Source organism: Hirschia maritima DSM 19733, from assembly GCF_000378345.1.
GTDB classification, from domain to species: Bacteria; Pseudomonadota; Alphaproteobacteria; order Caulobacterales; family Hyphomonadaceae; genus Hirschia; species Hirschia maritima.
On record NZ_KB899544.1, the window covers coordinates 243,586 to 266,755 of the forward strand.

Here is a 23,170-nt window from a genome sequence, read left to right on the forward strand (position 1 = left end):
CACACTGGGAGGATAGTATGCAAAAGCCGAATTTAAGTTTCGGACAATTATGGAACATGAGTTTTGGTTTTTTGGGAATCCAAATCGGCTTTGATCTCCAGGTTGGGAATATGAGCCGAATTTTCCAAACTCTTGGCGCAGAGATGGATTCTCTTGCCGTTTTGTGGGTTGCTGCTCCTTTGACAGGTTTGTTGGTTCAACCCATTGTGGGATATTTTTCTGATAGAACATGGGGGAAATGGGGACGTAGACGTCCTTACTTTATGATTGGGGCGACATTGGCAAGTTTGTCTTTGTTCTTAATGCCCAACAGTCCAAGTCTTTGGGTCGCAGCAGGTTTGTTGTGGATTTTGGATGCATCTTTAAATGTTACCATGGAGCCTAAGCGCGCTTTTGTTGGTGATATGTTGCCTGATGAACAGCGGACAACTGGTTTTGCGATGCAGAGCTTCTTCATTGGTCTCGGGGCTGTTTTGGCCGGTTCATTGCCGTGGTTATTGACCCAGTTTGGAGTCGCCAATACAGCACCTGAAGGGCAAATACCTCTCACGGTGCATATTGCATTTTATGTTGGTGGAGCAGCTATGTTTTTAGCTGTGATGTATACTGTTCTTAAAGTAAAAGAATACACTCCTGAGCAATTGGAGGCTTTTGAAAAAGCTAAATCTGAACAGCAGGGTCAGTCCTCGGATGATGAGGGCGTCACGATCGAAAAAACTGTAAGTTTTTTTGTACGCGCGGGATCCCTTTGGGTGTTGGCTGGCGCTTTGTTTGCTGCATTTATTTTTATTTCGCGCTCAGAAGCGAGACCAAATTGGTTGGGAGGTCTCCAGTTTGAGCAAGACATGTATGTTCTTGCTGGGTTGGTTGCGGGTTTTGGAGTTGTTCAACTTGTCGCTGGATTTTTCAGAAGCAAAAACCAGCCGTCGAATGGCTTTTTGGAAGTTGTAAACGACTTGTTTTCTATGCCTAAAACGATGCAACAATTGGCTGTAGTCCAATTCTTTTCATGGTTTGGATTGTTTGCAATGTGGATATACGGAACACCTGCTGTTGCGGACTTTCACTATCAAGCAGAAGAAGCATCTAGTGCCTTATACCAAGAGGCAGGTAATTGGTGGAGCTTGTTGGGGGCTGTGCGTAATGGAGTAGCAGCGATCGCCGCATTGGCTATTATTTGGCTTGCTTCGAAATTAGATCGCCGTTTCTTGCATTCGGCGTGTTTGGGGCTTGGGGCGCTGGGTTTTCTAGGGATGACGCTTATTCAAACACCTGCGGCTTTGGTGTTCCCAATGATGGGAGTTGGAATAGCGTGGGCCGCAATAGTGTCGGTACCATATGCAATGCTATCCGCATCTGTTCCTCAGAAAAAAATGGGAATCTATATGGGGGTGTTCAACATCTTTATCGTGGTGCCGCAATTGTTGGCGGCGACTCTGTTGGGTTTCCTTCTAAGAACATTTTTTAACAGTGAGCCGATTGGGGCGTTTGTAATTGCTTCGACATCGTTTGCTTTGGCAGCCATAGCTGTGTTTTTTGTGCGGGAGAGCGAAGATGCTTAAAGGATTATATTTAAGAAAAGCTTTAGTCGCAATTTGCGCTGCAACAGCGTTGGGTTGCTCCGCTGATGGCGCTCAGAGTGACAAGGTGCAGGTTGAATCAAATACAGCCTCGAAAGTGGATTACACGCCCAAACCATATGTGCAGATTGAGCATCCGGAGTGGTCAAGAGACGCAGTTCTTTATCAATTGAACACGCGTCAATTTACACAAGAAGGAACATTTGAAGCTGCTCAACAACAATTGCCGCGACTAGCTGAGTTGGGCGTAGATATTATTTGGCTTATGCCAATTCATCCAATTGGAGAAGCAGAACGCAAAGGAACTCTTGGTTCTCCCTATGCTGTAAAAGACTATAGGGCCGTTAATCCCGATTATGGTTCGGTTGATGATTTGAGGGCGTTTGTAGCTGAGGCGCATTCTCTTGGATTGCATGTTATATTGGATTGGGTCGCTAACCATTCAGCATGGGATAATCATCTCGTTGAAGATCATCCAGAATGGTATGCGCGAGATGAAAGTGGGAATTTACAACCTACACCTTGGGTCGATTGGGCTGATATCATCGATCTAGATTACTCTCAAAAGGAGCTTCGCGAATATATGGGTGGAGCCATGCGATACTGGGTTGAAGATGTTGGCATTGACGGTTTTCGTGCTGATATGGCTGGCATGGTCCCGTTAGATTTTTGGGAAGACGTGCGTGCGGATTTGGAGAAGGTAAAGCCTGTCTTTATGTTGGCAGAATATGATCAACGTGATGTGCTCGCCAAAGCATTTGATGCGAGTTATTCTTGGGCATGGAAAAATACTGTGCAGTCAGTTACATTGCAGGGCGACGATGCAAGCAGCTTTATGTGGTATTATTTCGAGAATGAGGGAATTTGGCCGCGTGATGGCTACCGATTACTCTACACCTCCAATCATGATCAAAATTCTTGGGATGAAGCCGCGCCTGTATTGTATGGGGATGCGTATCGAAATGTTGTAGTCATGTCTTTTGTATCAGAGGGAATACCGATGATCTACAATGGGCAAGAAGCCTACAATGAAAAAATGCTTGAGTTTTTTGAGCGTGATCCGATTGAGTGGCGTGAGCATGAAATTTCAGATCTGTTTAAGCGTCTCATTTCCTTGAAAAAAGAAAACACAGCACTTCACAATGGTGCTGCCGGTGCGCGCATGATTGCCATTTCTCATGACAATCCAAAACAGATATTTGCGTTTAGACGCGGTGATAAAAATTCAAACATTATAAGTGTGTTTAACATGTCTTCTGAAGCTGCAGTTGTTAGTTTGACAGACGAAAGCATTTCCGGAACGTTTACTGACGTATTTTCAGGTGAAGAGGTAGAAATTTCATCCGATACCAGTTGGGAAATGGCTGCTTGGAGTCATAAAATTCTGGTGAAGAATTAGATTCATTTCGCACGCATGAATGTGTTTAAAGTCATGCGTGCGTTTTGGGGTGCTCCACCAATATTTTGAGGTTGGTTTATGTTGCCTGAATGAAGATGCAGGCCGTTATATATCACCATGCGATTGAATTTAGCTTCGACGTGACCAATCTTTTCGAACATTTTGTTGGAGTTTGAAAAATATTCGGATTTAGGCATGCCGTATTTTTTTATCTCCGACTGCAGAGAAGAGTCGTAGGTTTTGAGGCGTTCTTGAGTGATTGATTCAAAACCAGTGCTACGATGACGGTAAAAAGAAGTTCCGCCTTCTTCTTCGTCGCAAAGATAATGCAGGAGCGCTAGGTTGTCGGGCATGGTTCCATCAAAATGTGGAATGCGTTGAATAGGAGTGAGGGCGCTAGGAGGGGTGGTGACAATTGAGTAATTGCATTCAATGATTGCGGCTCCGTTGCGAAAACCAAAAACATCTCTGATTATGGATTGTAGAAGTGTATTTTGAGGTTTTAAGTAACTGGCTGATGCGGGTGCCCGGTGCCCAGGATAGTGGCGACCGCCTTTTGAATAATGACTGTTCAAACCTGTCTCGCGTAAGGTTTCTGGTGCTTCTGAAAAATCATCGATGATTGCAACAGGAAATTCTTCGTTACCAAGTTTGATGAGTGTATAATCTTTGTTTTGCATACTGATTTTTATAGCACATTGTGGTAAGGTTTATCAAAATAAAGTTCAATCATTTTAATTGGATAGAGTAATTTCGAAAACGTTGTTTAGGAACTAAATTATGACTTCTAATGCAATCCGAAAAATAGCAATTATCGGAGGTGGATCTGCGGGGTGGATGACAGCCTCGGCGCTTTCCAATGCATTGCAGGGAAGTTGTGAAATTACACTCATTGAATCTGAAGAAATAGGCACAATTGGTGTGGGCGAGGCTACCATCCCTCCTGTCAAATATTTCAATGCTCAACTTGGTATTGAAGAAGCTGAATTTATGCGTGAAACCAATGCAACATTTAAATTAGGGATTGAGTTTATAGATTGGTCCAAATGTGGAAAAAGTTATTTTCATCCGTTTGGCCAATATGGTGCGGAATTTGATCAGACCCCATTTTATCAATATTGGATGCGTGAGGCTATAAATGGCAATACAGCACCTGATATTGATGAATTTTCTATGGCTTGGGCCGCTGGCGCAAATGGCAAATTTCAACATCCGGAAAAAGATAAACGTAAAATTCAATCAACCTTTGATTATGCTTACCATTTTGATGCCAATTTGTATGCTCGCTATTTGCGTGGGTATAGTCAAAAGCGAGGAGTGCAAAGGATAGAAGGTAAGGTTGGGAATGTCTCACTGGCACCTGAAAATGGTTTTATTCAATCGGTTTCCATGGATGATGGGCGAATAATCGAGGCAGACCTCTTCATTGATTGTACTGGATTTTACGGTGTATTGATCGAGCAATCTCTCGAAACAGGATATGAAGACTGGTCGCATTGGCTTCCGTGTAATCGCGCGGTTGCGGTGCCTTGTGAGAATGCTTCAGGGCAACTGCTTCCTTATACCAAATCTTCTGCAAATAGAGCGGGTTGGCAGTGGCGTATCCCATTACAGCATCGTATAGGCAATGGAGTTGTCTATTGTTCTGAATTTATGGGTTCAAGTGAGGCAGAGCAATCATTACTTGAGAATTTAGATGCTGAGCCACTGCAAGACCCTAGGCATTTAAAATTTGTAACTGGTCGTCGCAAAAAGTTCTGGAACAAAAATTGTGTCGCAATAGGTTTGGCGGCTGGATTTATGGAGCCATTGGAATCCACAAGTCTTCATCTCATTCAATACGGTATCATGAGGCTGTTGGCTCTATTTCCTGACAACAATTTTTCACCAATGTTAGAGCAAGAATATAATGCGCTTACTTCAGCGGAGTATGAACGCATCAGAGATTTTCTTATTTTGCATTACAAAGCGACTGAAAGAGAGGACTCAGAATTCTGGAAGTATTGTAAAAACATGCAGGTACCAGATCGATTAGCTTATAAAATTGATCAGTTCAGAAGCAATGGAATCTTGTCTTCGGATGAACGCGAATTGTTTCATAACCCAAGCTGGATAGCAGTATATTTGGGGCAGGGGGTTTTTCCTCAACGCGCACCAGCTTTAGCAAATTATCGTAGCAAAGTACCGGTCAATGAGCGTTTGGGACAAATTCGAATAGCAATGAAAGAAGCTGTGGAGGCTATGCCCGATCACAGAGCTTATGTAGATAACTATTGTAAATCAGCTGCGCAATGATTTTGAATGAAAGTGTCGTGATCAGGTAGTGGTGCTATTGCTTGTGAGATGATTGATTGGATGTCACTTATGAATTTCGAGACCTGCTCGTTAGAAAGTCTATCTGCCATAGGATGATAAGTATCAGGGATCAGCCCTTGACCAATCATTACCTGCACCCAGCTGGATTCTTTGAATAGGTCCTCAGACTTTTTGTACAACCGACCTGATTGAGAAAACAAATCCATCTTATCCTTTAGAGTGTCTGGGATTTGCATGTGTTTACAATAGCGCCAGAATTCACTGTCCTCTCGCTGTGTCTGGTGATAGTGTAGAATTAGAAAATCTCGAATAAGTTCAAATTCTTCTGATACTTGTCTGTTATATTCTCTGATATTGGTGTCTTCTTGAGTATTGCTTGGGAAAAGTTCTATCAGCCTTGAAATGTTTGATTGGATTAAATGAATAGACGTTGATTCTAAGGGTTCCATGAAGCCACTTGAAAGGCCAATTGCGACACAGTTTTTGTGCCAGAATGCGTCCCTACGTCCGGTGGAAAACTTCAAATGGTTTGGGTCGCCAAGTGGTTCTCCATCCAGATTAGATAGTAGAGTATTTAGTGCTACGTCATCATCAAGGAATTCTCCACTATAGACATGACCGTTTCCAGTGCGGTGTTGGAGAGGAATTCGCCATTGCCATCCAGCACTTTGAGCTATGGATTTTGTATAGGGTAAAAGGGTAGATGTTCGTTCGCTCGGAATAGCAATGGCGCGATTGCATGGGAGCCATTTTGACCAATCTTGATAGCCAATACCTAATGATTTCTCAATTAGTAATCCTCGAAACCCAGAGCAATCGATGAAGAAGTCACCTTCGATAATTTCACCGTTTTGTAGTTTCACGCATTTGATATTTCCGGTGGTTTCATCAAGAAGGGTGTCTTGGATTAGTCCTTCAATGCGAGTTGTGCCATTTTTCTCTGCGTGTTGCCTTAGGTGTGCGGAGTATAGCCCGGCATCAAAGTGAAAAGCGTAAGAAAGCCCTGTCATCGATGTTTGGCCAATGTGATCCAATCGACCGAATTTATTTTGATCTATTGCTTGTTTGTGGAGTGAAAAATCCCATAGATTTTTTGTCAAACCAAGGGATCTGGCTTTGAGCCAGTATTGATGGAATTGAAGGTTTGCTAGGTTGAGACCAACATCACCGAAGGTGTGTATGTAGCTATCACCTATTTGTCCCCAGTTTGAAAATTCTATGCCTAATTTGAAGGTTCCATATGTGGCCTTTAGAAATGTGTTTTCATCTAATCCCAGCATTGCATTAAGGCGTCGAATTTGTGGGATTGTAGCTTCGCCGACGCCGACAGTGCCAATTGAGTCGGATTCAATGAGAGTTACGCTAATTGTTGATGGAAGTAGTTTGGTTAGTGCAGCCGCGCTAATCCAGCCGGCTGTTCCACCTCCTACAATCACGACTTTTCTAATCGGAGTATTGCTCATTGAGGAAGCCTAACAAGGATGTGTTAAAGAAAAAAGGCCCACCTCTGGGAGTAGGTGGGCCAGTTTAGTCTAGGTCGGGACAAACGTACCTACACTTAGAAAGACTTTGAAACGGTCAAGTTATAAGTCGTGCCGTATTGTTCATAGCGGCTAGGGAAAGTTACATTTGCATCTGTTGTTACAGCTTCGGTCACGAATGGTTCGTCGGTTAAGTTGAACACTTCGAAATTGATACCTAGGCCATCCAGTTTGCCGTCATCCCATTCATATCCAAGTTGAAGGTCAACGATTGTTTCGTCTTGAGCTTCAGCACCTGTTAGAGATCCGTCAAATTGAGGGACTTCAGACAAAAAGCCAGAGCGGTGACGTGCACTTACGCGAGCTCTCCAGCCGTGGTTTTCATAGTAAATATCACCAGACCAAACTTTGTCGGAATATCCAGGAATGCGGATGTCATCGCCTGAGATAGCTCCAGATAAACTGCTGTCTGCGTATGTATAGCTGGCGTTAAAACCAAAGCCTTCAAATGCAGCAGGAAGGAAATCATCCATACTCATGCGAAGAGTTGCTTCAATACCGGTTATAGTTCCGTCAGAAATGTTTTCCGGGAAGTTTGTCACAGCAGTTGCAACTTCAGGGTTGGCTGCAATAAATGCATCCAATGCTGGAATTCCAATAGAAGTTAGTTGTTCAGTGATATCTAAAGTTCTTGTCGCATTTTCAACCCAATCAGAAAGTTCTTTGTGGAATACTGCCACAGAGAAAGCTGATGCAGTTGAGAAATACTTCTCAAAAGATACATCGAAAGACGTTGATTTATAAGGTTCAAGTTGCGGGTTACCGCCCCCGATGTTGAAACAAGCATTCGTTGGAAGTGTGAAGCCATTGAGAGAATCTGGAACAAAATCTCCGTCGGTATCGGCACAAACTTGATTGTTAATCGATACACTTTGGTTTGCTGCAAGATTGTCTAGGCGAGGCCGAGTGACGGTTTGAGCTGCGGCAAATCTCAAGAAGGTGTCTGGAGAAACCTCAAACGAGATGTTCGCACTTGGTAAAAAGTAATTGTTAGATGCGCCAAGTGTTTGTGTTCTTTGCCCACCACCTTGAAGGGTGGCTGTCGAAGATTGCTCAACGTCTTGGTATTGGAAGCCAACATTACCGCGCATTGGAATGCTGCCTAAATCACCTTCAATGTTAGCCATTGCGTAGAAAGTGTGAATTTCTTCTTCTACTGTCCATTCTGTGTCGAAGGTTGCCTTTTGTAATTGATACGTACCATCTGTTAGGAAGCTAGCAGGGTTGTATGCAATGATGTTGAGGCCAATTGAGCCAGTATCTGTATTCCCTTCAATTGTGTTTGTTGGGATTGCGAATTGGCCATTTACAAAGTTTGCACCAGCGCGAATGAAGTGCTCATTTGAGTCAAAATTCTTCTCGCGGTCTGTGTAAAGATAACCTGTCTCAATACTGCTAATAAGGCCTTGATCGAAAGCGTATTCGGCTTCTAGGCGCACTTGATTTAGCTCATCATCAATTTTTGGTTCTTTTAGGAATCCAACTTGTCCCCAGCCGCCTGGGTCTGTCAAAACAACGACACCTGGATCTGTGTAGTCTAATCCAGCATCAATGTTGTATTGACCATCTTCTGCAAAGCCGAATGTAAGTGTGTCGGTCGGACCTGCGCCGGCGAAACCAGTACCAGCGTATGACTCATAGTCGATGTCGTTACGTTCCAGCGTAGAATGCGCAAGGTCACCTGTTAGGGTCAGATTGTCAGTAACTTCGTATGATGTGTTGAAACCTACAGCGAAGATCTCTGCAGTGTTTCCTTCAGTATCTGTTCTAAGGAAAGTTGTAACGTCATCATAAGTTGCTGTGTCAGCAAAACCGCTTGTTCCGGTTGTGCCTTGGAAGTCTGCTGTTGACCAAGAAGCGATTGGGGTTTCTACACCGCGGAAGATACCGGCATCTTCAGTGTCCGTGTAGAAAGCATCAATTGTTGCTTGCCAGCGGTCCGTAGGTTCAAATTGTAGAGCACCAGCTACGGATGTTCTTTCAAATTCGCGAGATTGAACACCTGTACGTGGGTTGTCTGATGGGTAGACGAGACCTGTTGCTGGGTCGATTGATGTTTGGCCGCTATTTGTCTTTAATTCACGAGATGTGAAATGTGTTGGGTTAGATTGGTGAGTTGCTGCAATTGTCCAACCAACAGTCCCGTCTTCATTTTGGTCAATGTATGAACCAAACAAGCGGTAGCCGTTATCATCAAAGTCGGGGTTAAGTGAGCCGCTGTCATTTAGAACATACTTACCGGATAGGTTGATTTTGCGTTCACTGTGGTCAAGAGGGCGCACTGTTTGAAGGTCGACAGCGCCCGCAATACCTGTAGCGGCCAATGTCGCATCTGGGGTTTTGTAAACGACCCCTTTGGAAACCAGTTCTGACGGAAATTGATCGAACTCAACACCGCGGTTGTTACCTGCGGAAACAACTTCCCGGCCATTCCATAATGCAAGAGAGAAGTCTGGTCCAAGTCCACGAATAGAGACTTGTTGTGAACGTCCACGAACACGTTGAGCTGTAACACCCGGAAGGCGTGCTAGTGAGTCCGCGATTGATAAGTCAGGTAATTTCCCGATGTCTTCAGCTGAGATCGCTTCGACAATCGAATTTGACTGTTTCTTGGTAGCGAGCGCGTTTGCGATCGAACTTTTGATACCAGTGACAGTGATGACATCTAGTACTTTCTGATCATCCGCCACTTCGGTTGTTGCAGGTTGTGTTTCCTGCGCTAAAGCAGGAACGCCTGTTAAAAATAGTGTTCCTGTTGCTGCTCCAGCAAGAAGACGGAATTTAAACTTTTCCCGGTTGTTCATTGGTTTTATCCTCCCCATTTCTGCAAAGTGCCCATTTGTTATAACGCAAAAATGTGCAAACAAATTTGCTTAAGAAAGTCGACTTGTCTAGAGTTTAAGCAAGAAAACACGCAAAAATGGACTTTTGTAGAGATAAATGCGACATAAATGTAACACAAACTGCAAGGTTTTTCATGTTTTTGTCGATAAAAGCTGCGATTTTAGTGCAAAATTGTGCAAAACAATGCAAAGTTAAGTTTTGCAAATTTGCGCAAATTGAAATAAATCGTTGGTGTATTGTGTGATTGCACACGTTCTCCTTGTTTGGGTTCTTTGTGTGTAGGAGGTGTTTTGTGAGTGGGAGGGTGTTTTGGAGCGAGTGGAATTAACGGACGAAGTTCATGTTTCACGACTTGTATACGGAATGTGGCGGATAGGGGATGTAGAAGATACTTCTCCGAGGCATGTTCAGGAAAAGATGGAGGCTTGCTTGGAGCAAGGGATTTCCACTTTTGATCAGGCGGATATATATGGGGAATATGGTGCGGAGGCCATATTGGGGGCTTGTTTGGCACAAGCCCCGCATTTGAGGGAAAGGGTTGAGATTGTTACCAAGTGCGGAATAATTGCGCCTTTTGGTGTGTATGCTGATCGACGTGTGAAGTATTATGATACTAGCGCAGAGCATATAAAAGCTTCTGTCGATCGATCGCTTGGGGAAATGAAGACTGATTATGTCGACCTGTTGCTAATTCATCGTCCCGACCCTTTTATGGATCATTTGGAGACTGGGGCGGTGTTGGATGCTTTGGTTGCTTCTGGGAAAGTTAGGGCGGTAGGTGTTTCAAATTTCAAACCTCACGATTGGTCTCTGCTTCAATCAGCAATGAGTAACAAGCTTGCAACAAATCAAATTGAGCTAAGTGTCATGAGCAATGAATCGCTTGTGAATGGCGAGTTGGCATTTTTGCAGGAAAAAGGTGTTTCTCCCATGGCTTGGTCGCCATTGGGTGGTGGAGAGTTGTTTCAAGAAGCTCGATCTCCTTTGGCATTGAAGCTTCAGGAAATTGCCACACAAAATGAAAGTACGATCGCTGATGTGGCGATTGCTTGGTTGTTGGCGCATCCTTCGAAAATAATCCCGGTTTTGGGGACAAACAATTTGTCCAGAATAAAGCAAATATCCAATGCAAACGAGATTGAGATAGATCGTGAAACTTGGTTTGATATTTATACGGTAGCAAACGGATGTGAAGTACCATAACGCTGAGTGCGGTTTTTGTAGTTTGAACCGGATGGTGATGAGTGAAATACAAAACGAGCAGGCTTTTGAAGGTCTGCTCGTTTTTCTTATTTGGGCAAAATACAAAACTGTATTTTAGTTTGTCATTTCTTCCAATTCCATGCCCTTTGTTTCGCGCACAAATCTAGATACGAAGAGCACTGAAATCACTGCGCAGACCGCATAGAAACTGTATGCTCCTACCAAGCCAATGCTTGCCGACACCAGCATGATTGGGAAAGTCATTGTGATTGCAAAGTTGGCAATCCATTGTGAAAACCCGGATACGGCAAGACCTGTTCCTCGAATTTGGTTTGGGAACATTTCTCCAAGAGATACCCACATGACAGGCCCCCATGAAGAATTGAAGAATGCAACATAAGCATTGGCGCTGATCAGTGCGATGAGTCCGAACTTGCCTGGTAGAGAGATTTGGCCATCTATCATTTGTGCTTGAGAGAAGCAGATAACTAAAAGTCCCAAAGTTGCAGCCATGCCTATTGAGCCAACAAAGAGTAAGGGCTTGCGGCCAATTCGATCAATGAGCATTAGGGAAATTATTACTGCTAGTATCGATACGGCACCTGAAATTACATTGATCAAGAGGGCGTCTGCTTCTGAGAAGCCGACAGCCTGCCAAAGTACAGCGCCGTAATAGAATACGACATTGATACCCACTAATTGTTGAAATACCGCCAAGCCTATTCCAATCCAGACTATTGGTTTTAGGCCCGATCCGGTTTGAAAGATGTCTGCAATGCGAGGTTTATGATCGCTTGCGAGGGATGTTTGAATGGCTTCTACACGCTGTGTCGCCTCGTCGCTTCCGCTGACCTTTGTGAGGGTTTTTAATGCGCTTTCTGGGCTTCCTTTAGAGACCTCGAAACGCGGGCTCTCTGGAATGAATAGAAGTGCGCAAAGAAATAGAGCTGCTGGAAACAACTCTATCCAGAACATCCAGCGCCATGCTTCAAATCCCCAGACCCATTCTTGAAGGGATGATCCAGCAGATTTGGCGATGAAGTAATTGCTCAAGAACGCAACAAAAAGCCCGGCGATTATGGCGACTTGTTGAATTGAAGAAAGTCTGCCGCGCATGTGGGCGGGGGCTATTTCGGATATGTAGGCTGGAGCCATGACGCTGGCTGCGCCCACGGCTAGTCCGCCGATAATGCGATAAATGATAAATTCTGATGAGCTGCTCGAAATTCCAGATCCCCAAGCCGAAATTATAAAAAACACTGCGGCGACTATCATCATGCTTCTGCGGCCAAATATATCTGACAGTTTTCCCGCAGCAGCGGCTCCAATGGCGCATCCTAAAAGCATGGACGCAACGTTGAAGCCTGTCCCGACACTCTCTGAATTGAACGCAGCCTGCAGGCCGTCAACGGTTCCGTTTATGACGCCGCTATCAAAGCCAAATAGAAATCCTCCAATAGTTGCAATGCAACTAATCAATAAGACAAATGCAAAACGATTATCTTCGCCTGCCCCCTCTAGTGTATCCATAACTTCCTCCTGTATCTGAATGCGGGTTCGATTGCGGCGTGTTTTGGGTGTTGTTCTGAATCTGCGCCTTGAGTGGTGGTAGTCAAAGCGTTGCCGCAAGATCGAATTGTGACATTAGCATATATGCAAATTTATACAAAAATTAATTCCTCAACGAAGTTTAAGTTTTCAATATATTGAATAAACTATATTTTCTTTGAAAATAATATGCAAATTTTCGCAAATGTAAGTGAGGAGGTAACATTTATCATTCGATGAGTGGTTGTTAACGTCGAGAGTGCTGCGTTTCTTTTAAGTGAATTGGCTGAATAAAAATCGATGCTGAGCACAGTCGTTTGGTTTGGTCTCAGGACCGGTCCATAGCAGCTTTGGTATAGGTATGTCTTTCGCTTACCTTGCGGTGTATTGCCTATAGCACATGCGGCGCTGAAAAATCATAGTCATAGAGTTGCAGTATTTAAAGCAAAGCAGGCAACCTGGCGTGATGTCTATGAAAGTATTGGCGTGGGAGATCCGAGATGGCCTGATGGCGGTGAGACAGGGATTCGAACCCTGGAGACGGTTGCCCGCCTACACACTTTCCAGGCGTGCGCCTTCGACCACTCGGCCACCTCACCGCTGAGGAAGGCGAGACAATAGCGTGTGATTTATGAAGTGCAAGCTAATAGTTTGAATATTTGGGTGTCGGAAACGTTTATTTTAAAATTGCTTTTGGGGAGGGAGGACAATCATTGCTTTGAGTCTGGATTTTTAGTTTGGAAAACACTAAATCTAAAACAGAATTCGAGCATAGATATGCGTTTGAGTGGAGAAGTGTGATGGGTGATCTGGATAAATCTCAATTGGTGCCAGAAGAAAAAGCGCTAAAGGGGCGTGATACGGAAATCGTACTTTCTAACTCTCATTTTCTCAATGATCGTCCTTTGAAGGGAAGTATTCCAAATGGCTTTGGGCAAATTTATCTGGGGCTGGGATGTTTTTGGGGAGCAGAGCGTCGTTTTTGGGAGACTGAAGGCGTATACGTGACCTCTGTTGGGTATCAGGGTGGTTTCACACCAAATCCAACTTATGAAGAAGTCTGTTCAGGACAAACAGGGCATGCAGAAATAGTTCATGTCGTATTTGATCCTTCGATCATATCTCTTGAAGGGGTATTGAAAGTGTTTTGGGAAGCCCATGATCCCACTCAGGGTATGAGGCAGGGAAATGATTTGGGAACTCAATACCGTTCTGCCGTATATGCAATCAATGAAGCCGATCTGAAGCGTGTGGAGGCTTCAAAAGCGGCGTATCAATCAGCGTTAAATGAGGGAGGGCGCGGTGATATCACAACAGAGATAAAAATTGCAGGCCCTTATTACTATGCTGAAGAATACCATCAGCAATATTTAGCCAAAAACCCTGAGGGTTATTGTGGCTTAAAAGGAACTGGCGTAGAATGCATATAAAGAGTGGGCGGTATCTTAAATTCCGCCGCGTGTGATGGAAAAGCGGCGGCGCGTACCAAGCATTTTCTGACATTCTGAAATTGTTTGTGCTGCTAGTTCCGCAGTTTTAAATTTGTTTTCAGAACGCAAGGATTCCAGAGCATCGGTTAGATGGTTGACCGATTCCTGAAGGACAATGGGATCAAATTTTTGTTCGCATTGCAGCTTTAAAGCTCTGCCCAAGTTTATCTTCGCTTGCACCCAGCGATCAGGAGTTTCTGACCGATCTATTCCTTCAAGCGTCCCTTCAAGGATTTCAACAGAACGGGTCGCCCAATCGTCAATATTTGCTATCGCCAATTGAACTGTTCCAGCGGAGAAGTCATCCTCGATGTCTCCCCGCAATTGTGCATCCATGCCAGGGTTTTCGTCCAGAATTTTGTGAAGTGAATTGACGACTGGTTCTAGTCGTTCAGCGCGAAAGTCTTGGGGACGCGAAAGAGCAGGTCTTAATTCTCGTGCTGTCGCGTATGCAAGCGCTGCAGACAGAGGTTTTGTCCATTTTTCTTTTTCTGGGGGCAGGATGATAGTGCGGTGCTGATACTGAGTGGTTTTCTTCGTATCATCACGCCTAGCAATACGGGCAACTATTTGTTTCTTTTTTACGCCTTCACCCCATAAAACCAAATCCGCACCAGCTTGTTTCAATAGAGATTGAGCTTCTTCTTCATTGCGAATGCGTGCTGGAAAATCAATGACATCAAACGGGCCACCAAACATGAACCCTTTCAAATGAGTACGTGCAGCTTCGCTTAAAAATTCACTCGCGGCTTTACCATTGCGGCCAAACCCTTGCGTGATTAGAATGCGTGATCCAATGTCTGTTCCGCGGCGCACTTGAGCAGCTGTTCCTGCTAAATGTGCAGATCTGGCGGCCATCCATAATAATTTGAATGCAAAAAACACCAATGTTAACATGCCAGCAAGTGCGATGATAACACCAAAGCTAGCTAGCTCTTGATGAGATAGAATCCATGTCTCCGCCATATTCCAATAGCGCAGCGCGTCAGTTACCAAGCTGTCAAACGTGATGTTCATAAGCTGTCAAAAACCAATCTTTGCAAAGATGTGTTACCTAGTAGTCATAGGCCGTTTTCGGGTGAAAGTGCAATGAGAAAGGACATTCTTTGCGCACGAATTGACACATTGAATTTAATTTCACCCTGCTGGTTAACCATTTATCAGTTATAGTTAATGATCGGTTATCAAATTAACCTGTTTTGTCCAATAATTTGTGGAAATTTCGATATTTGTATTTGAAGGAGAGTCTTCAAGACAAATGATGCGATATTGGGCTTTAATTATAGAAAGCAAATGATTTGAGCGGCAGGATTAACTTCTAAGTTGAATTGATTAACGAAAACGCAGGAATTTTCTTGTTTACTATTGAGCTGATGTAGTTTGTTTGATCCACGGACTATTTGCAGTTTTCAGGAAAGTATAATGCACGAGTCTACTTACAAAATCCTAGAAACGATCAAGCGCTCTAAGCATCATTTTTCAGATGTTGAATTATCAGATTTTATTCTTGATATACGCCGAACAGAGAACGCGGCACTGCTGCCTTTGTTGAAACCAAAGACGCGTACAGTCTATTCTTTTGAAGAAAACGACCCCCAATATCAGGCGTTTTACAGCTTACGTAGACAGTTACATCACATCCACAATGACGATTATATTTCCGATATTGTGCGTATTTTGAACGCCTGCAAACTGGCTGAAGAGTTTGATTTACGTCAGTTCCATAAGAAATCTATTCCGGCTTTTTATGATGCGATTACCAATGTGATATCGCCCGGAATTTTGCTCGATGTCGCGCATAAATATACGGCACATAAAACTCAGCAAGCGGCTTAAAATTTCTTGCTCAAGCTGACTGCGCCAAAGCGCTGAGCTTCATCTTGTTCCTCAAACTCTTTTGAGCGTTGCACAAGACTTAGTGCAAATTGCACATCCCACATCTGTACAACTAATCCGGCTTGATAATCGGTAACAAAGTTTTTGAGCGTCAGATCAAAAGGGTCTTTGCGTAACAAACTACCTTCAATAAATATGTTGTGCGCAACAGCGCGTGCCTCAGCTCCTGCGAAAATATGCCAGCTGAATTGATCATCGGGTGTGAAATATCCTGCGCCCCCCAATGAAGGACGCACACGGGGAGGGCCGTAATCATTGTTGAGATCTTGCCCCATACGCATAGTCAAACCTGCGCGCGCCTGCGTGTAGACATTTCCGACAGAAATTCCGTAATTAGGCGTCAGGTCCGTTCCAAAATCGCTATTGCCCAGCTTAAACAATCGACGCGCTTTGCGTTCATATGTGAGAACAACCCCGAGTTCGTCTTTTACTTGATGATCCCACCCCTTTGCGCCTTCAATACCGATGAGGTAGTGAAATTCATTTTGCGCAAACTCGCCACCGGCGCTAGGGCCGACCATGCCGATTTGGATCGACATTTGATCAATGACATTGCGCTGCGCGATAACAGCGGAATATTCGCCATAGAGCCAACCAGCGTATGGGTGTTCATCGGGAATAAACGCAGTTTCTTCAATATTGGTTGGCGTGAAAATGGACTGCCCAATAGCGAGCCCACGCCGCAAAATAGCGTCATCATCTGCGCCCAACACATTACGCGCTACAAATTTGGCAAGGGCGCTTTTGGATTGCTTACCCGACAACACGGCCAGACGCATGCCATTGGTATAACTGCGATCTGTATTGGCGAAGCTGTCGTTTTCCCAAACGAAGGTGAAGGTCGATTTTTCATCTTGCAATGTGGGGTCATCATCACATCTCGTTAGAGTTGGAAATCTTCCAAATTCATTTTCGTTGGGGGTGCTATCTGCTTCGTCACACGCCATCGCAGTAGGGGCGCACAAAGCGAATAAACCAACATAGAATGAATGTTTGAAAAGCATGGCCAACTCCACACAGACGGGGGATTCATGAAGCGATATATAGTTGAATACAAAAATTGGAAACAGCATATCGGCTGCGGCGAATTAGATGGTCTACTATGTTTAGCCGTTCTGATGGGGATTATCTTATTACGGCTAACTATAAGCAGGCCTCGTGTCCTTTATTGCTTTCATACTCTCGTATCGGTTCCGGTGGCGGAGGTTTTAGTCTTGCGTAATACCTTAAAGTAGCAAACAGTAATATGGTTGAAATGATTCTAGTTTTGAGGGTGAAGTAAACTTATGGCGAAAATTGCCAATCCTGTATTATTTTCGACTTACTTTAAAGTTTCTCCGACTGCTTTTAGGACCGCTGGGTTAATTGATCCATTTATTGATGTTGACACGCAGTTATTTATTGATCCGTTGCTCATTCATAAATCGACCAATGAAGTAATTAAAAATGAAGGTGTAGCTGCTTTTGCCGATCACTTTTCTTCGTTGGTTAGATTGCTTGTTATATCTAAGAAAAAAAATGATGCGGCGTGGAAGGCAGCGTTCAGACAACTCAACCTCGATGAACCAGCATCTAACGGCTTAGGTTACGGTGGAGCTGGAACTTCCGGTAGTAAACGTCCTGATGCCTTGCGAAATTCTATTTTGGATACTTGCTCAGAAATTATTGAACTTGGTTCGGAAGATCCTGAAATGATTTCTCTTATGAGTTTTTTTGAAGAAGGCGTTGGAGCTGACACTGTAAGTGACCTTGTTACGCATGCTATTATTGAACCTTTATCTCAAATTACAGAGCAGTTTTGTCTACAGTATAAGGTGCCTATTGAAGAAAACGATGTGAGTAGTCGTCATAAGTTGCCGAAAATAACTAAAGCAAATGGAAAAGAAAATTACTTGGTTTTAGTTCCTGAGGATGTAGTCCGTGAGTTGCCTTATGCATCCGATTGGAGCGAAGTTAGCGAAGTTGCATTTCAAAACCAAACAATCAAGAACAAATTAAGCAAATTACTCGGAAATATTGTAAAGGCGACAATAGTTGAGAAAAAGAATGCACTTAAGAACGCCGTTCTGAGCGACGCTGATACCTTTCAAGAATTTTTAGCGGAAATTAAGGGGAGTGCTTCTGGATATGATCCAAATTTGGATTTGTTTAGTTATTACAAATTAAAGGCGCTTCTAGCTGAAGGTATGTCAGATATACCGCAAGGTACAAAATATGATTTACAGACCAGTTTGGATGGTTGTGAAAAAGTAGTTTTAGATTCAATAAATCACTTTAAGCACCATGTAGAAAACGGGAACTTATGGGAAGAACTTTGGGTCAGTGGTGGGAAGCAGGATGGGAAGCCAAAAAAGGAACGATCAGCACAACTGATTTTTTTCGCAATAGCTGACTTATTTTGCAAACTAAATAATCTTGATATTTCTCCAGAAACAAACATGGGCGGTGGGCCTGTCGATTTTAAGTTTTCAAAGGGATATGCAACTAAAATAGTGGTTGAGATGAAAAAGTCTGATGGAAGGGTAAAGCATGGATATGAAAAGCAATTAGAATTCTACAAGTCTGCTGCGAAAACTGAGAGTGCAATATACGTTATTATCGATGTCGGAAATATGGGAAATAAATTAAACGAAATAAAGAAAATAAGGCAGGCAAGAAAGGACGCCGGAGAGAACGTTTCAGAAATCATAGTAATAGACGCTACTCCCAAAAAGTCGGCGAGCAAGAGGGAATAACACCCAGAAAGTTGACCTTTCTGGGTGAATAAAACTTACCCATCCCCATCCATTTTAAGGGCCGCCACGAAGGCTTCTTGTGGGATTTCCACTTTACCAAATTGGCGCATGCGTTTCTTACCGGCTTTTTGTTTGTCCAATAGTTTACGTTTACGCGAGGCATCACCACCATAACATTTGGCCGTCACATCCTTGCGCATGGCAGCGATTGTTTCACGAGCAATAACCTTGCCCCCAATAGCGGCCTGAATAGGGATTTTAAATTGGTGACGTGGGATCAAATCTTTCAGGCGCTCACACATGGCGCGGCCGCGCCCTTCAGCACGGGAACGGTGCACAAGCATAGACAGAGCATCCACAGGCTCTTCATTGACGAGGATACTCATCTTCACCAAGTCTTCGGCGCGGTGTTCTTTTACCGTGTAATCAAACGAAGCGTACCCTTTAGAAATGGACTTCAATCGGTCATAAAAATCAAACACCACTTCATTCAGTGGTAATTCGTATTTCACCATGGCGCGCGTTCCCACATAGGAAAGGTCTGTCTGAAGGCCGCGGCGTTCCTGACATAGCTTTAGAATGCCGCCCAGATATTCATCCGGCGTCATGATTGTGGATGAAATCCAAGGCTCACGGATTTCCATAATCTGCATCACATCCGGCATATCAGCAGGGTTGTGAAGCTCTAGCATTGAGCCGTCGCGCATTTCCATTTCGTAGACCACGGATGGCGCAGTTGCGATCAGGTCTAGGTCAAACTCACGGCTAAGGCGTTCTTGGATAATCTCAAGATGGAGAAGCCCAAGGAAACCACAACGGAAACCAAACCCCAGCGCAGCAGAGCTTTCCATTTCGAAAGAGAAACTGGCATCATTGAGGCGCAATTTTCCCATCGCGTTACGGAGGTCATCAAAGGCAGCTGCATCAACAGGGAAGAGGCCACAGAAAACAACGGGTTGAACTTCTTTAAAGCCTGGCAGAACGCCTTCACATGGCTTTTTATCATCGGTGATCGTATCACCCACCGCACAGTCGGCCACTTCCTTGATGGAGGCTGTTAGGAATCCCACTTCACCAGGATAGAGTGCATCGGCATCTTCCAAGCGGCCAGCGCGGAAATACCCAACACGGTCGAGTTCGTATGTTGCATCGGTCTCGATCATCTTGACCTTTTGCTTCTTCTTCATCACCCCGTCCATGATGCGCACAATCACGACAACACCCATATAAGGGTCGTAATAGGCATCTACGAGGGAAGCTTTAAGCGGCTTGTCTGCATCACCTTCAGATGGGGGAGGCAAGCGCTGAACGATAGCCTCCAGCACGTCTGGCACACCCATACCTGTCTTGGCTGACATCTCGACCGCATCGGATGCATCAATGCCGATGACGTCTTCAATCTGCTCTTTTACGCGGTCTGGTTCGGCGGCAGGCAGGTCAATTTTGTTGAGGACAGGCACAATCTCGTGGTCTGCATCAATGGCCTGATACACATTGGCCAAAGTCTGCGCTTCTACACCTTGAGAGGCATCTACAACAAGAAGTGAACCTTCACATGCATTTAGACAACGCGATACTTCATAAGTGAAGTCGACGTGTCCGGGCGTGTCCATCAAGTTGAGGATGTATGTTTCGCCATCTTCAGCGGTGTAGTCCAAACGTACTGTCTGAGCTTTAATCGTGATACCGCGTTCGCGTTCAATGTCCATATTATCAAGGACTTGCGCCGACATCTCGCGTTCGGTCAGTCCTCCTGTCACTTGGATCAGGCGGTCGGCAAGGGTGGACTTACCATGGTCGATGTGTGCGACAATGGAGAAGTTGCGGATTTTATCACGTGAAATCATTGGCCGGATTTAGCACCACACGTGATTTAGGGAAAGAGAAAAAGCAATTATGGCCTAAGCATTTTTTACATAGACTGATGCGGTGACTTCATTGAATATACGATAGCCTAAGTTTTCATAGATTTTGATAGCACCAATGTTTGTCTTCCATGCGTGTAAGAATGGTGTTTTGCCTTCGTCTTGAATTTGTTTGGTCATCAAAGTTGAAAAAAGTTTTCCTAGTCCCTGACCTTGAAAATCTGGGTGTGTGCAGACGCCACTTAATTCGATGAAATTTCCAAATCTGAATCTCTGTCCGGACATAGCTGCTAGCTGACCATTTATACGGGTGCCTATAAACTTGCCCATTTTGTGAGTTGCAATGCTGAATGGGCCAGGCTCAGTGAGCAAAGCTAAATCAAGCATGTCAGCTGCGTCGTCATCCGTTAGTTCAAGGATTGAATGATCTGTCGAAATGTCAGGCATTGCTTTGGTGGCAACCATTTGTACGCAGGTAGCTGATTTGGTCATTTCAAAACCTTCCAGCACCGGCGGTGGCCCTTTTTGAACAACAAAAACTGTTTCACCCGCTTTAATGAGGTTTGCTGCGTGTGTAAGGGAAGTGGCGGTATTTTCAGGTGTAGCTAAAAATAAATTGACGTCAGGCTTATATCGTCTTGCGTGTTCATCCCCGATGGATAGGTGTTGATGCGCACCATCAAGGCTATGCCAAGCTGGTCTAGTAAAGCAGTTTAAATCGGATTTGGAGATGAGGTTTTCTAACGTGTTTTTCATCGCGGCCAGACAGCTATAAATTTGATTATGAGCTCACAGATTAAGGGCGCGTGCTTCCTTAGACAAAATTATAATTGATATAATACCAGAAAATAAATAATTGCACTTGCGAATTATTCTCAAATAACTTAACGTGATTTGGCATTGGAGTGCTTGTTGTGCGGAGTTACTCTTTCCTAGCTGGTAGGGGGAGTGGCTTTCACAACGAAATTGCAGGTTTGTGTTTTGGTTTGACCTGTAAGTAGAGTGGAAAAGCCCTGACATCACTGTCGGGGCTTTTTCTGCATGGGGAGGCTGAAAATCGCCAAAAGTGGACACCCAAATCACACGTAACTTAGCTATTTAAGTACCAATTTTACGGTGTTCCACGGATGCCTATCTCCTTCACCATGACCTTCGAGAATGTCAATCAACCAATCGTAAACTGTTGGCCCTTCTGACGATTTTGCCAAAGCAAGTTCATTCGAAACTTTGTCCAAATGTGATGGATGGCACTTATCTTTTTTAATTTTTAATTGTTTGACAGTTTCTTTATAACCTAATCGTTTTTTTGATAGGTCGGAATTTTTCCATTCAAAAACAAATCCTTCAGCGGGAATACCAAAGCCACCGAAAAGAATGTCATCAAAAGCAGATAGATTTTCACCCCAATATGCATCAGGAATAAGTACTTCCCCAACTTCCTCAAAAAAACCTTCAAGCGTGTAGAATTTAGAACCGTCAATAGTGTAAGTTTTGACCACTAACTTCTCCCTTGCTTTAATATACTGCTGACGGATTGATGGAACATGCCGATATTATCAAATAAGAACGCTTGCAACAGTCAAATTTTGTTTTCGAATATTGACGCAAAAATCAACGCTACATGTACAAAAGCTCTTTGGAGTTTTGTTAATTGATACCTAAATCGTTATTGCAATTCAGAGGAATGTCTAGTGAGAGCGTTCGTAACTGGTTGAAACTCCGTGCTTTCAAGTGGAACGAAGTCACTGCAATGCAGGGATTGGCCATAACGGTCGGTGAAGTTAGAGCGGAACTTACCTTTTATTGCAATAAGCAATACGATGTATATTCAGTTGCTTGCCATAAATCTAAGAACAGATTGATTTCTGAAATATTTGACGAATTTCAGTTGGATTGGTCTTACAAAGAAACTGACTTAGTAAGCAAGTATACCTTAGAGTATAAGGATGGTGAATTTAGATCCTATTTAGCTCGAGATGGAAAAATAGAATATACACTTTCATTTGAAGATGGTGAATGTACGTTTGTAAACTTTTCAGACAGTTCACTTAAGTTCATTACTTAGCATCAAATTTTTTTCGAGTATACGAGTGCCATCACAGAATTAAATGCTAGATAGTGCCCTATAATTTGATCTAATTTTTGTGCTATTCAACAGCAATCTTTCATCCGTCGCCCTTGGGCCAATACTGGTCAATCGGCGTTCGTTACGCAGTTAGTATTCCAAACTCTTGCGCATGATAACTTCATTGTCCATCGCATTTCCAACTGGGAATTGATAATTTCCAATAGCTTCAAAATTGCGGGTTTCATATACGGAAATTGCGCGTTGATTGTTTTCCCATACACCAAGATAGATGTTTTTCGCACCGCGTTGGCGGGCTTGTTCAACTGCCCATGTGAGCAAGATACGCCCAACTCCGACACCTTGTCCCTCTTGACGAACGTAAAGGCGGTGAAGTTCTAGTGAAGTCGCCGGGTCGTGTTCTATTGGAAGTTTGACAGGGCCTAATTTCGCATAGGCAATTGTTTTTGCGCGCATCACAGCAATGCGAATTTCCGTGTCCGGGTCTTCAATTTCAGCCAGTTGTTTTTCTGGTGTGAAATATTCATCAAGATACGCTTGCAAGTCTTCATGTCGGTATAGCATCCCGAAAGTTTCCGAGAATGTGTCTCGGCCAATCTCGGTGAGACGCCCTGCATCTTCAGGGCGGGCGTCTCTAAAACTTAAGGAAACTGTACGCAAAATCTTG

18 protein-coding genes and 1 tRNA gene are annotated in these 23,170 nt (G+C 43.9%); 8 read left to right on the top strand and 11 right to left on the bottom strand.

Features of this window, described 5'->3' with window-relative positions; translation table 11 throughout:
• Positions 1-17 precede the first annotated feature (17 nt).
• Positions 18-1,562 (top strand): MFS transporter, encoded by a 1,545-nt coding sequence (locus F551_RS0100945; protein ID WP_018995595.1) that lies wholly within the window; start codon positions 18-20, stop codon positions 1,560-1,562.
• Positions 1,555-2,979 carry an alpha-amylase family glycosyl hydrolase gene (locus tag F551_RS0100950; protein WP_018995596.1) on the top strand — a complete coding sequence of 475 codons (1,425 nt, stop codon included), beginning with the start codon at positions 1,555-1,557 and terminating at the stop codon, positions 2,977-2,979. Before F551_RS0100945 ends, F551_RS0100950 begins: the two co-directional genes overlap by 8 nt.
• A 2-nt stretch (positions 2,980-2,981) precedes the next feature.
• Here F551_RS0100950 and F551_RS0100955 read toward each other — a convergent pair whose 3' ends face one another.
• The gene (locus F551_RS0100955) at positions 2,982-3,659 is read right to left on the bottom strand and encodes a DUF6445 family protein (RefSeq protein ID WP_018995597.1); all 678 of its coding nucleotides are present in this window, start codon (positions 3,657-3,659) and stop codon (positions 2,982-2,984) included.
• A gap of 100 nt (positions 3,660-3,759) precedes the next feature.
• On the opposite strand from F551_RS0100955, the gene F551_RS0100960 reads away from it, so the two are divergent.
• Complete coding sequence (locus F551_RS0100960; RefSeq protein WP_018995598.1) at positions 3,760-5,274, top strand: tryptophan halogenase family protein; 1,515 nt, start codon at positions 3,760-3,762, stop codon at positions 5,272-5,274.
• Here the strand turns inward: F551_RS0100960 and F551_RS0100965 are convergent.
• Both F551_RS0100965 and F551_RS0100970 read right to left on the bottom strand, forming a co-directional pair.
• Entirely contained in the window at positions 5,250-6,758 is a 1,509-nt protein-coding gene (locus tag F551_RS0100965; protein ID WP_018995599.1) for a tryptophan halogenase family protein, read from the bottom strand. The genes F551_RS0100960 and F551_RS0100965 overlap by 25 nt on opposite strands.
• 95 nt (positions 6,759-6,853) lie before the next feature.
• Positions 6,854-9,640 carry a TonB-dependent receptor gene (locus tag F551_RS0100970; protein WP_018995600.1) on the bottom strand — a complete coding sequence of 929 codons (2,787 nt, stop codon included), beginning with the start codon at positions 9,638-9,640 and terminating at the stop codon, positions 6,854-6,856.
• Positions 9,641-9,989: 349 nt separating this feature from the next.
• Between F551_RS0100970 and F551_RS0100975 the strand changes: the two genes are divergently transcribed.
• Positions 9,990-10,883 carry an aldo/keto reductase gene (locus F551_RS0100975; protein ID WP_026296577.1) on the top strand — a complete coding sequence of 298 codons (894 nt, stop codon included), beginning with the start codon at positions 9,990-9,992 and terminating at the stop codon, positions 10,881-10,883.
• A gap of 114 nt (positions 10,884-10,997) precedes the next feature.
• Here the strand turns inward: F551_RS0100975 and F551_RS0100985 are convergent, their stop codons facing one another.
• Positions 10,998-12,413 (bottom strand): sugar porter family MFS transporter, encoded by a 1,416-nt coding sequence (locus tag F551_RS0100985; protein WP_018995603.1) that lies wholly within the window; start codon positions 12,411-12,413, stop codon positions 10,998-11,000.
• 527 nt (positions 12,414-12,940) lie between these two features.
• Positions 12,941-13,030, bottom strand: a tRNA-Ser gene (locus tag F551_RS0100990).
• A 201-nt stretch (positions 13,031-13,231) separates the two neighbouring features.
• On the opposite strand from F551_RS0100990, the gene msrA reads away from it, so the two are divergent.
• The gene (gene msrA, locus F551_RS0100995) at positions 13,232-13,861 is read left to right on the top strand and encodes a peptide-methionine (S)-S-oxide reductase MsrA (RefSeq protein ID WP_018995604.1); all 630 of its coding nucleotides are present in this window, start codon (positions 13,232-13,234) and stop codon (positions 13,859-13,861) included.
• Positions 13,862-13,876: 15 nt separating this feature from the next.
• On the opposite strand, the gene F551_RS0101000 is transcribed toward msrA, so the two are convergent.
• Positions 13,877-14,938, bottom strand: coding sequence for a hypothetical protein (locus F551_RS0101000; protein WP_018995605.1), 1,062 nt, complete (start codon positions 14,936-14,938; stop codon positions 13,877-13,879).
• Positions 14,939-15,343: 405 nt separating this feature from the next.
• On the opposite strand from F551_RS0101000, the gene F551_RS0101005 reads away from it, so the two are divergent.
• Positions 15,344-15,757, top strand: a complete 414-nt coding sequence (locus F551_RS0101005) for a hypothetical protein (RefSeq protein ID WP_018995606.1) — start codon at positions 15,344-15,346, stop codon at positions 15,755-15,757.
• Here F551_RS0101005 and F551_RS0101010 read toward each other — a convergent pair.
• Positions 15,754-16,821, bottom strand: coding sequence for a lipid A deacylase LpxR family protein (locus tag F551_RS0101010; protein WP_018995607.1), 1,068 nt, complete (start codon positions 16,819-16,821; stop codon positions 15,754-15,756). The genes F551_RS0101005 and F551_RS0101010 overlap by 4 nt on opposite strands.
• Before the next feature lie 282 nt (positions 16,822-17,103).
• Here F551_RS0101010 and F551_RS0101020 point away from each other — a divergent pair, with 282 nt between their 5' ends.
• Positions 17,104-18,552 carry a hypothetical protein gene (locus F551_RS0101020; protein WP_018995609.1) on the top strand — a complete coding sequence of 483 codons (1,449 nt, stop codon included), beginning with the start codon at positions 17,104-17,106 and terminating at the stop codon, positions 18,550-18,552.
• A 35-nt stretch (positions 18,553-18,587) separates the two neighbouring features.
• On the opposite strand, the gene lepA is transcribed toward F551_RS0101020, so the two are convergent.
• From lepA to F551_RS0101035, 3 genes are all read right to left on the bottom strand, one after another.
• The gene (gene lepA, locus F551_RS0101025; protein ID WP_018995610.1) at positions 18,588-20,399 is read right to left on the bottom strand and encodes a translation elongation factor 4; all 1,812 of its coding nucleotides are present in this window, start codon (positions 20,397-20,399) and stop codon (positions 18,588-18,590) included.
• Between the two features lie 54 nt (positions 20,400-20,453).
• On the bottom strand, positions 20,454-21,173 hold the full coding sequence (locus tag F551_RS0101030) for a GNAT family N-acetyltransferase (RefSeq protein WP_018995611.1): 720 nt from the start codon (positions 21,171-21,173) through the stop codon (positions 20,454-20,456).
• Positions 21,174-21,511: 338 nt separating this feature from the next.
• On the bottom strand, positions 21,512-21,916 hold the full coding sequence (locus F551_RS0101035; protein ID WP_018995612.1) for a barstar family protein: 405 nt from the start codon (positions 21,914-21,916) through the stop codon (positions 21,512-21,514).
• 152 nt (positions 21,917-22,068) lie between these two features.
• Here F551_RS0101035 and F551_RS0101040 point away from each other — a divergent pair, with 152 nt between their 5' ends.
• On the top strand, positions 22,069-22,482 hold the full coding sequence (locus F551_RS0101040; RefSeq protein WP_155825697.1) for a hypothetical protein: 414 nt from the start codon (positions 22,069-22,071) through the stop codon (positions 22,480-22,482).
• Between the two features lie 150 nt (positions 22,483-22,632).
• On the opposite strand, the gene F551_RS0101045 is transcribed toward F551_RS0101040, so the two are convergent.
• Positions 22,633-23,163: a GNAT family N-acetyltransferase gene (locus tag F551_RS0101045; RefSeq protein WP_018995614.1), complete on the bottom strand. Its 531-nt coding sequence runs from the start codon at positions 23,161-23,163 to the stop codon at positions 22,633-22,635.
• Between the last annotated feature and the right edge of the window lie 7 nt (positions 23,164-23,170).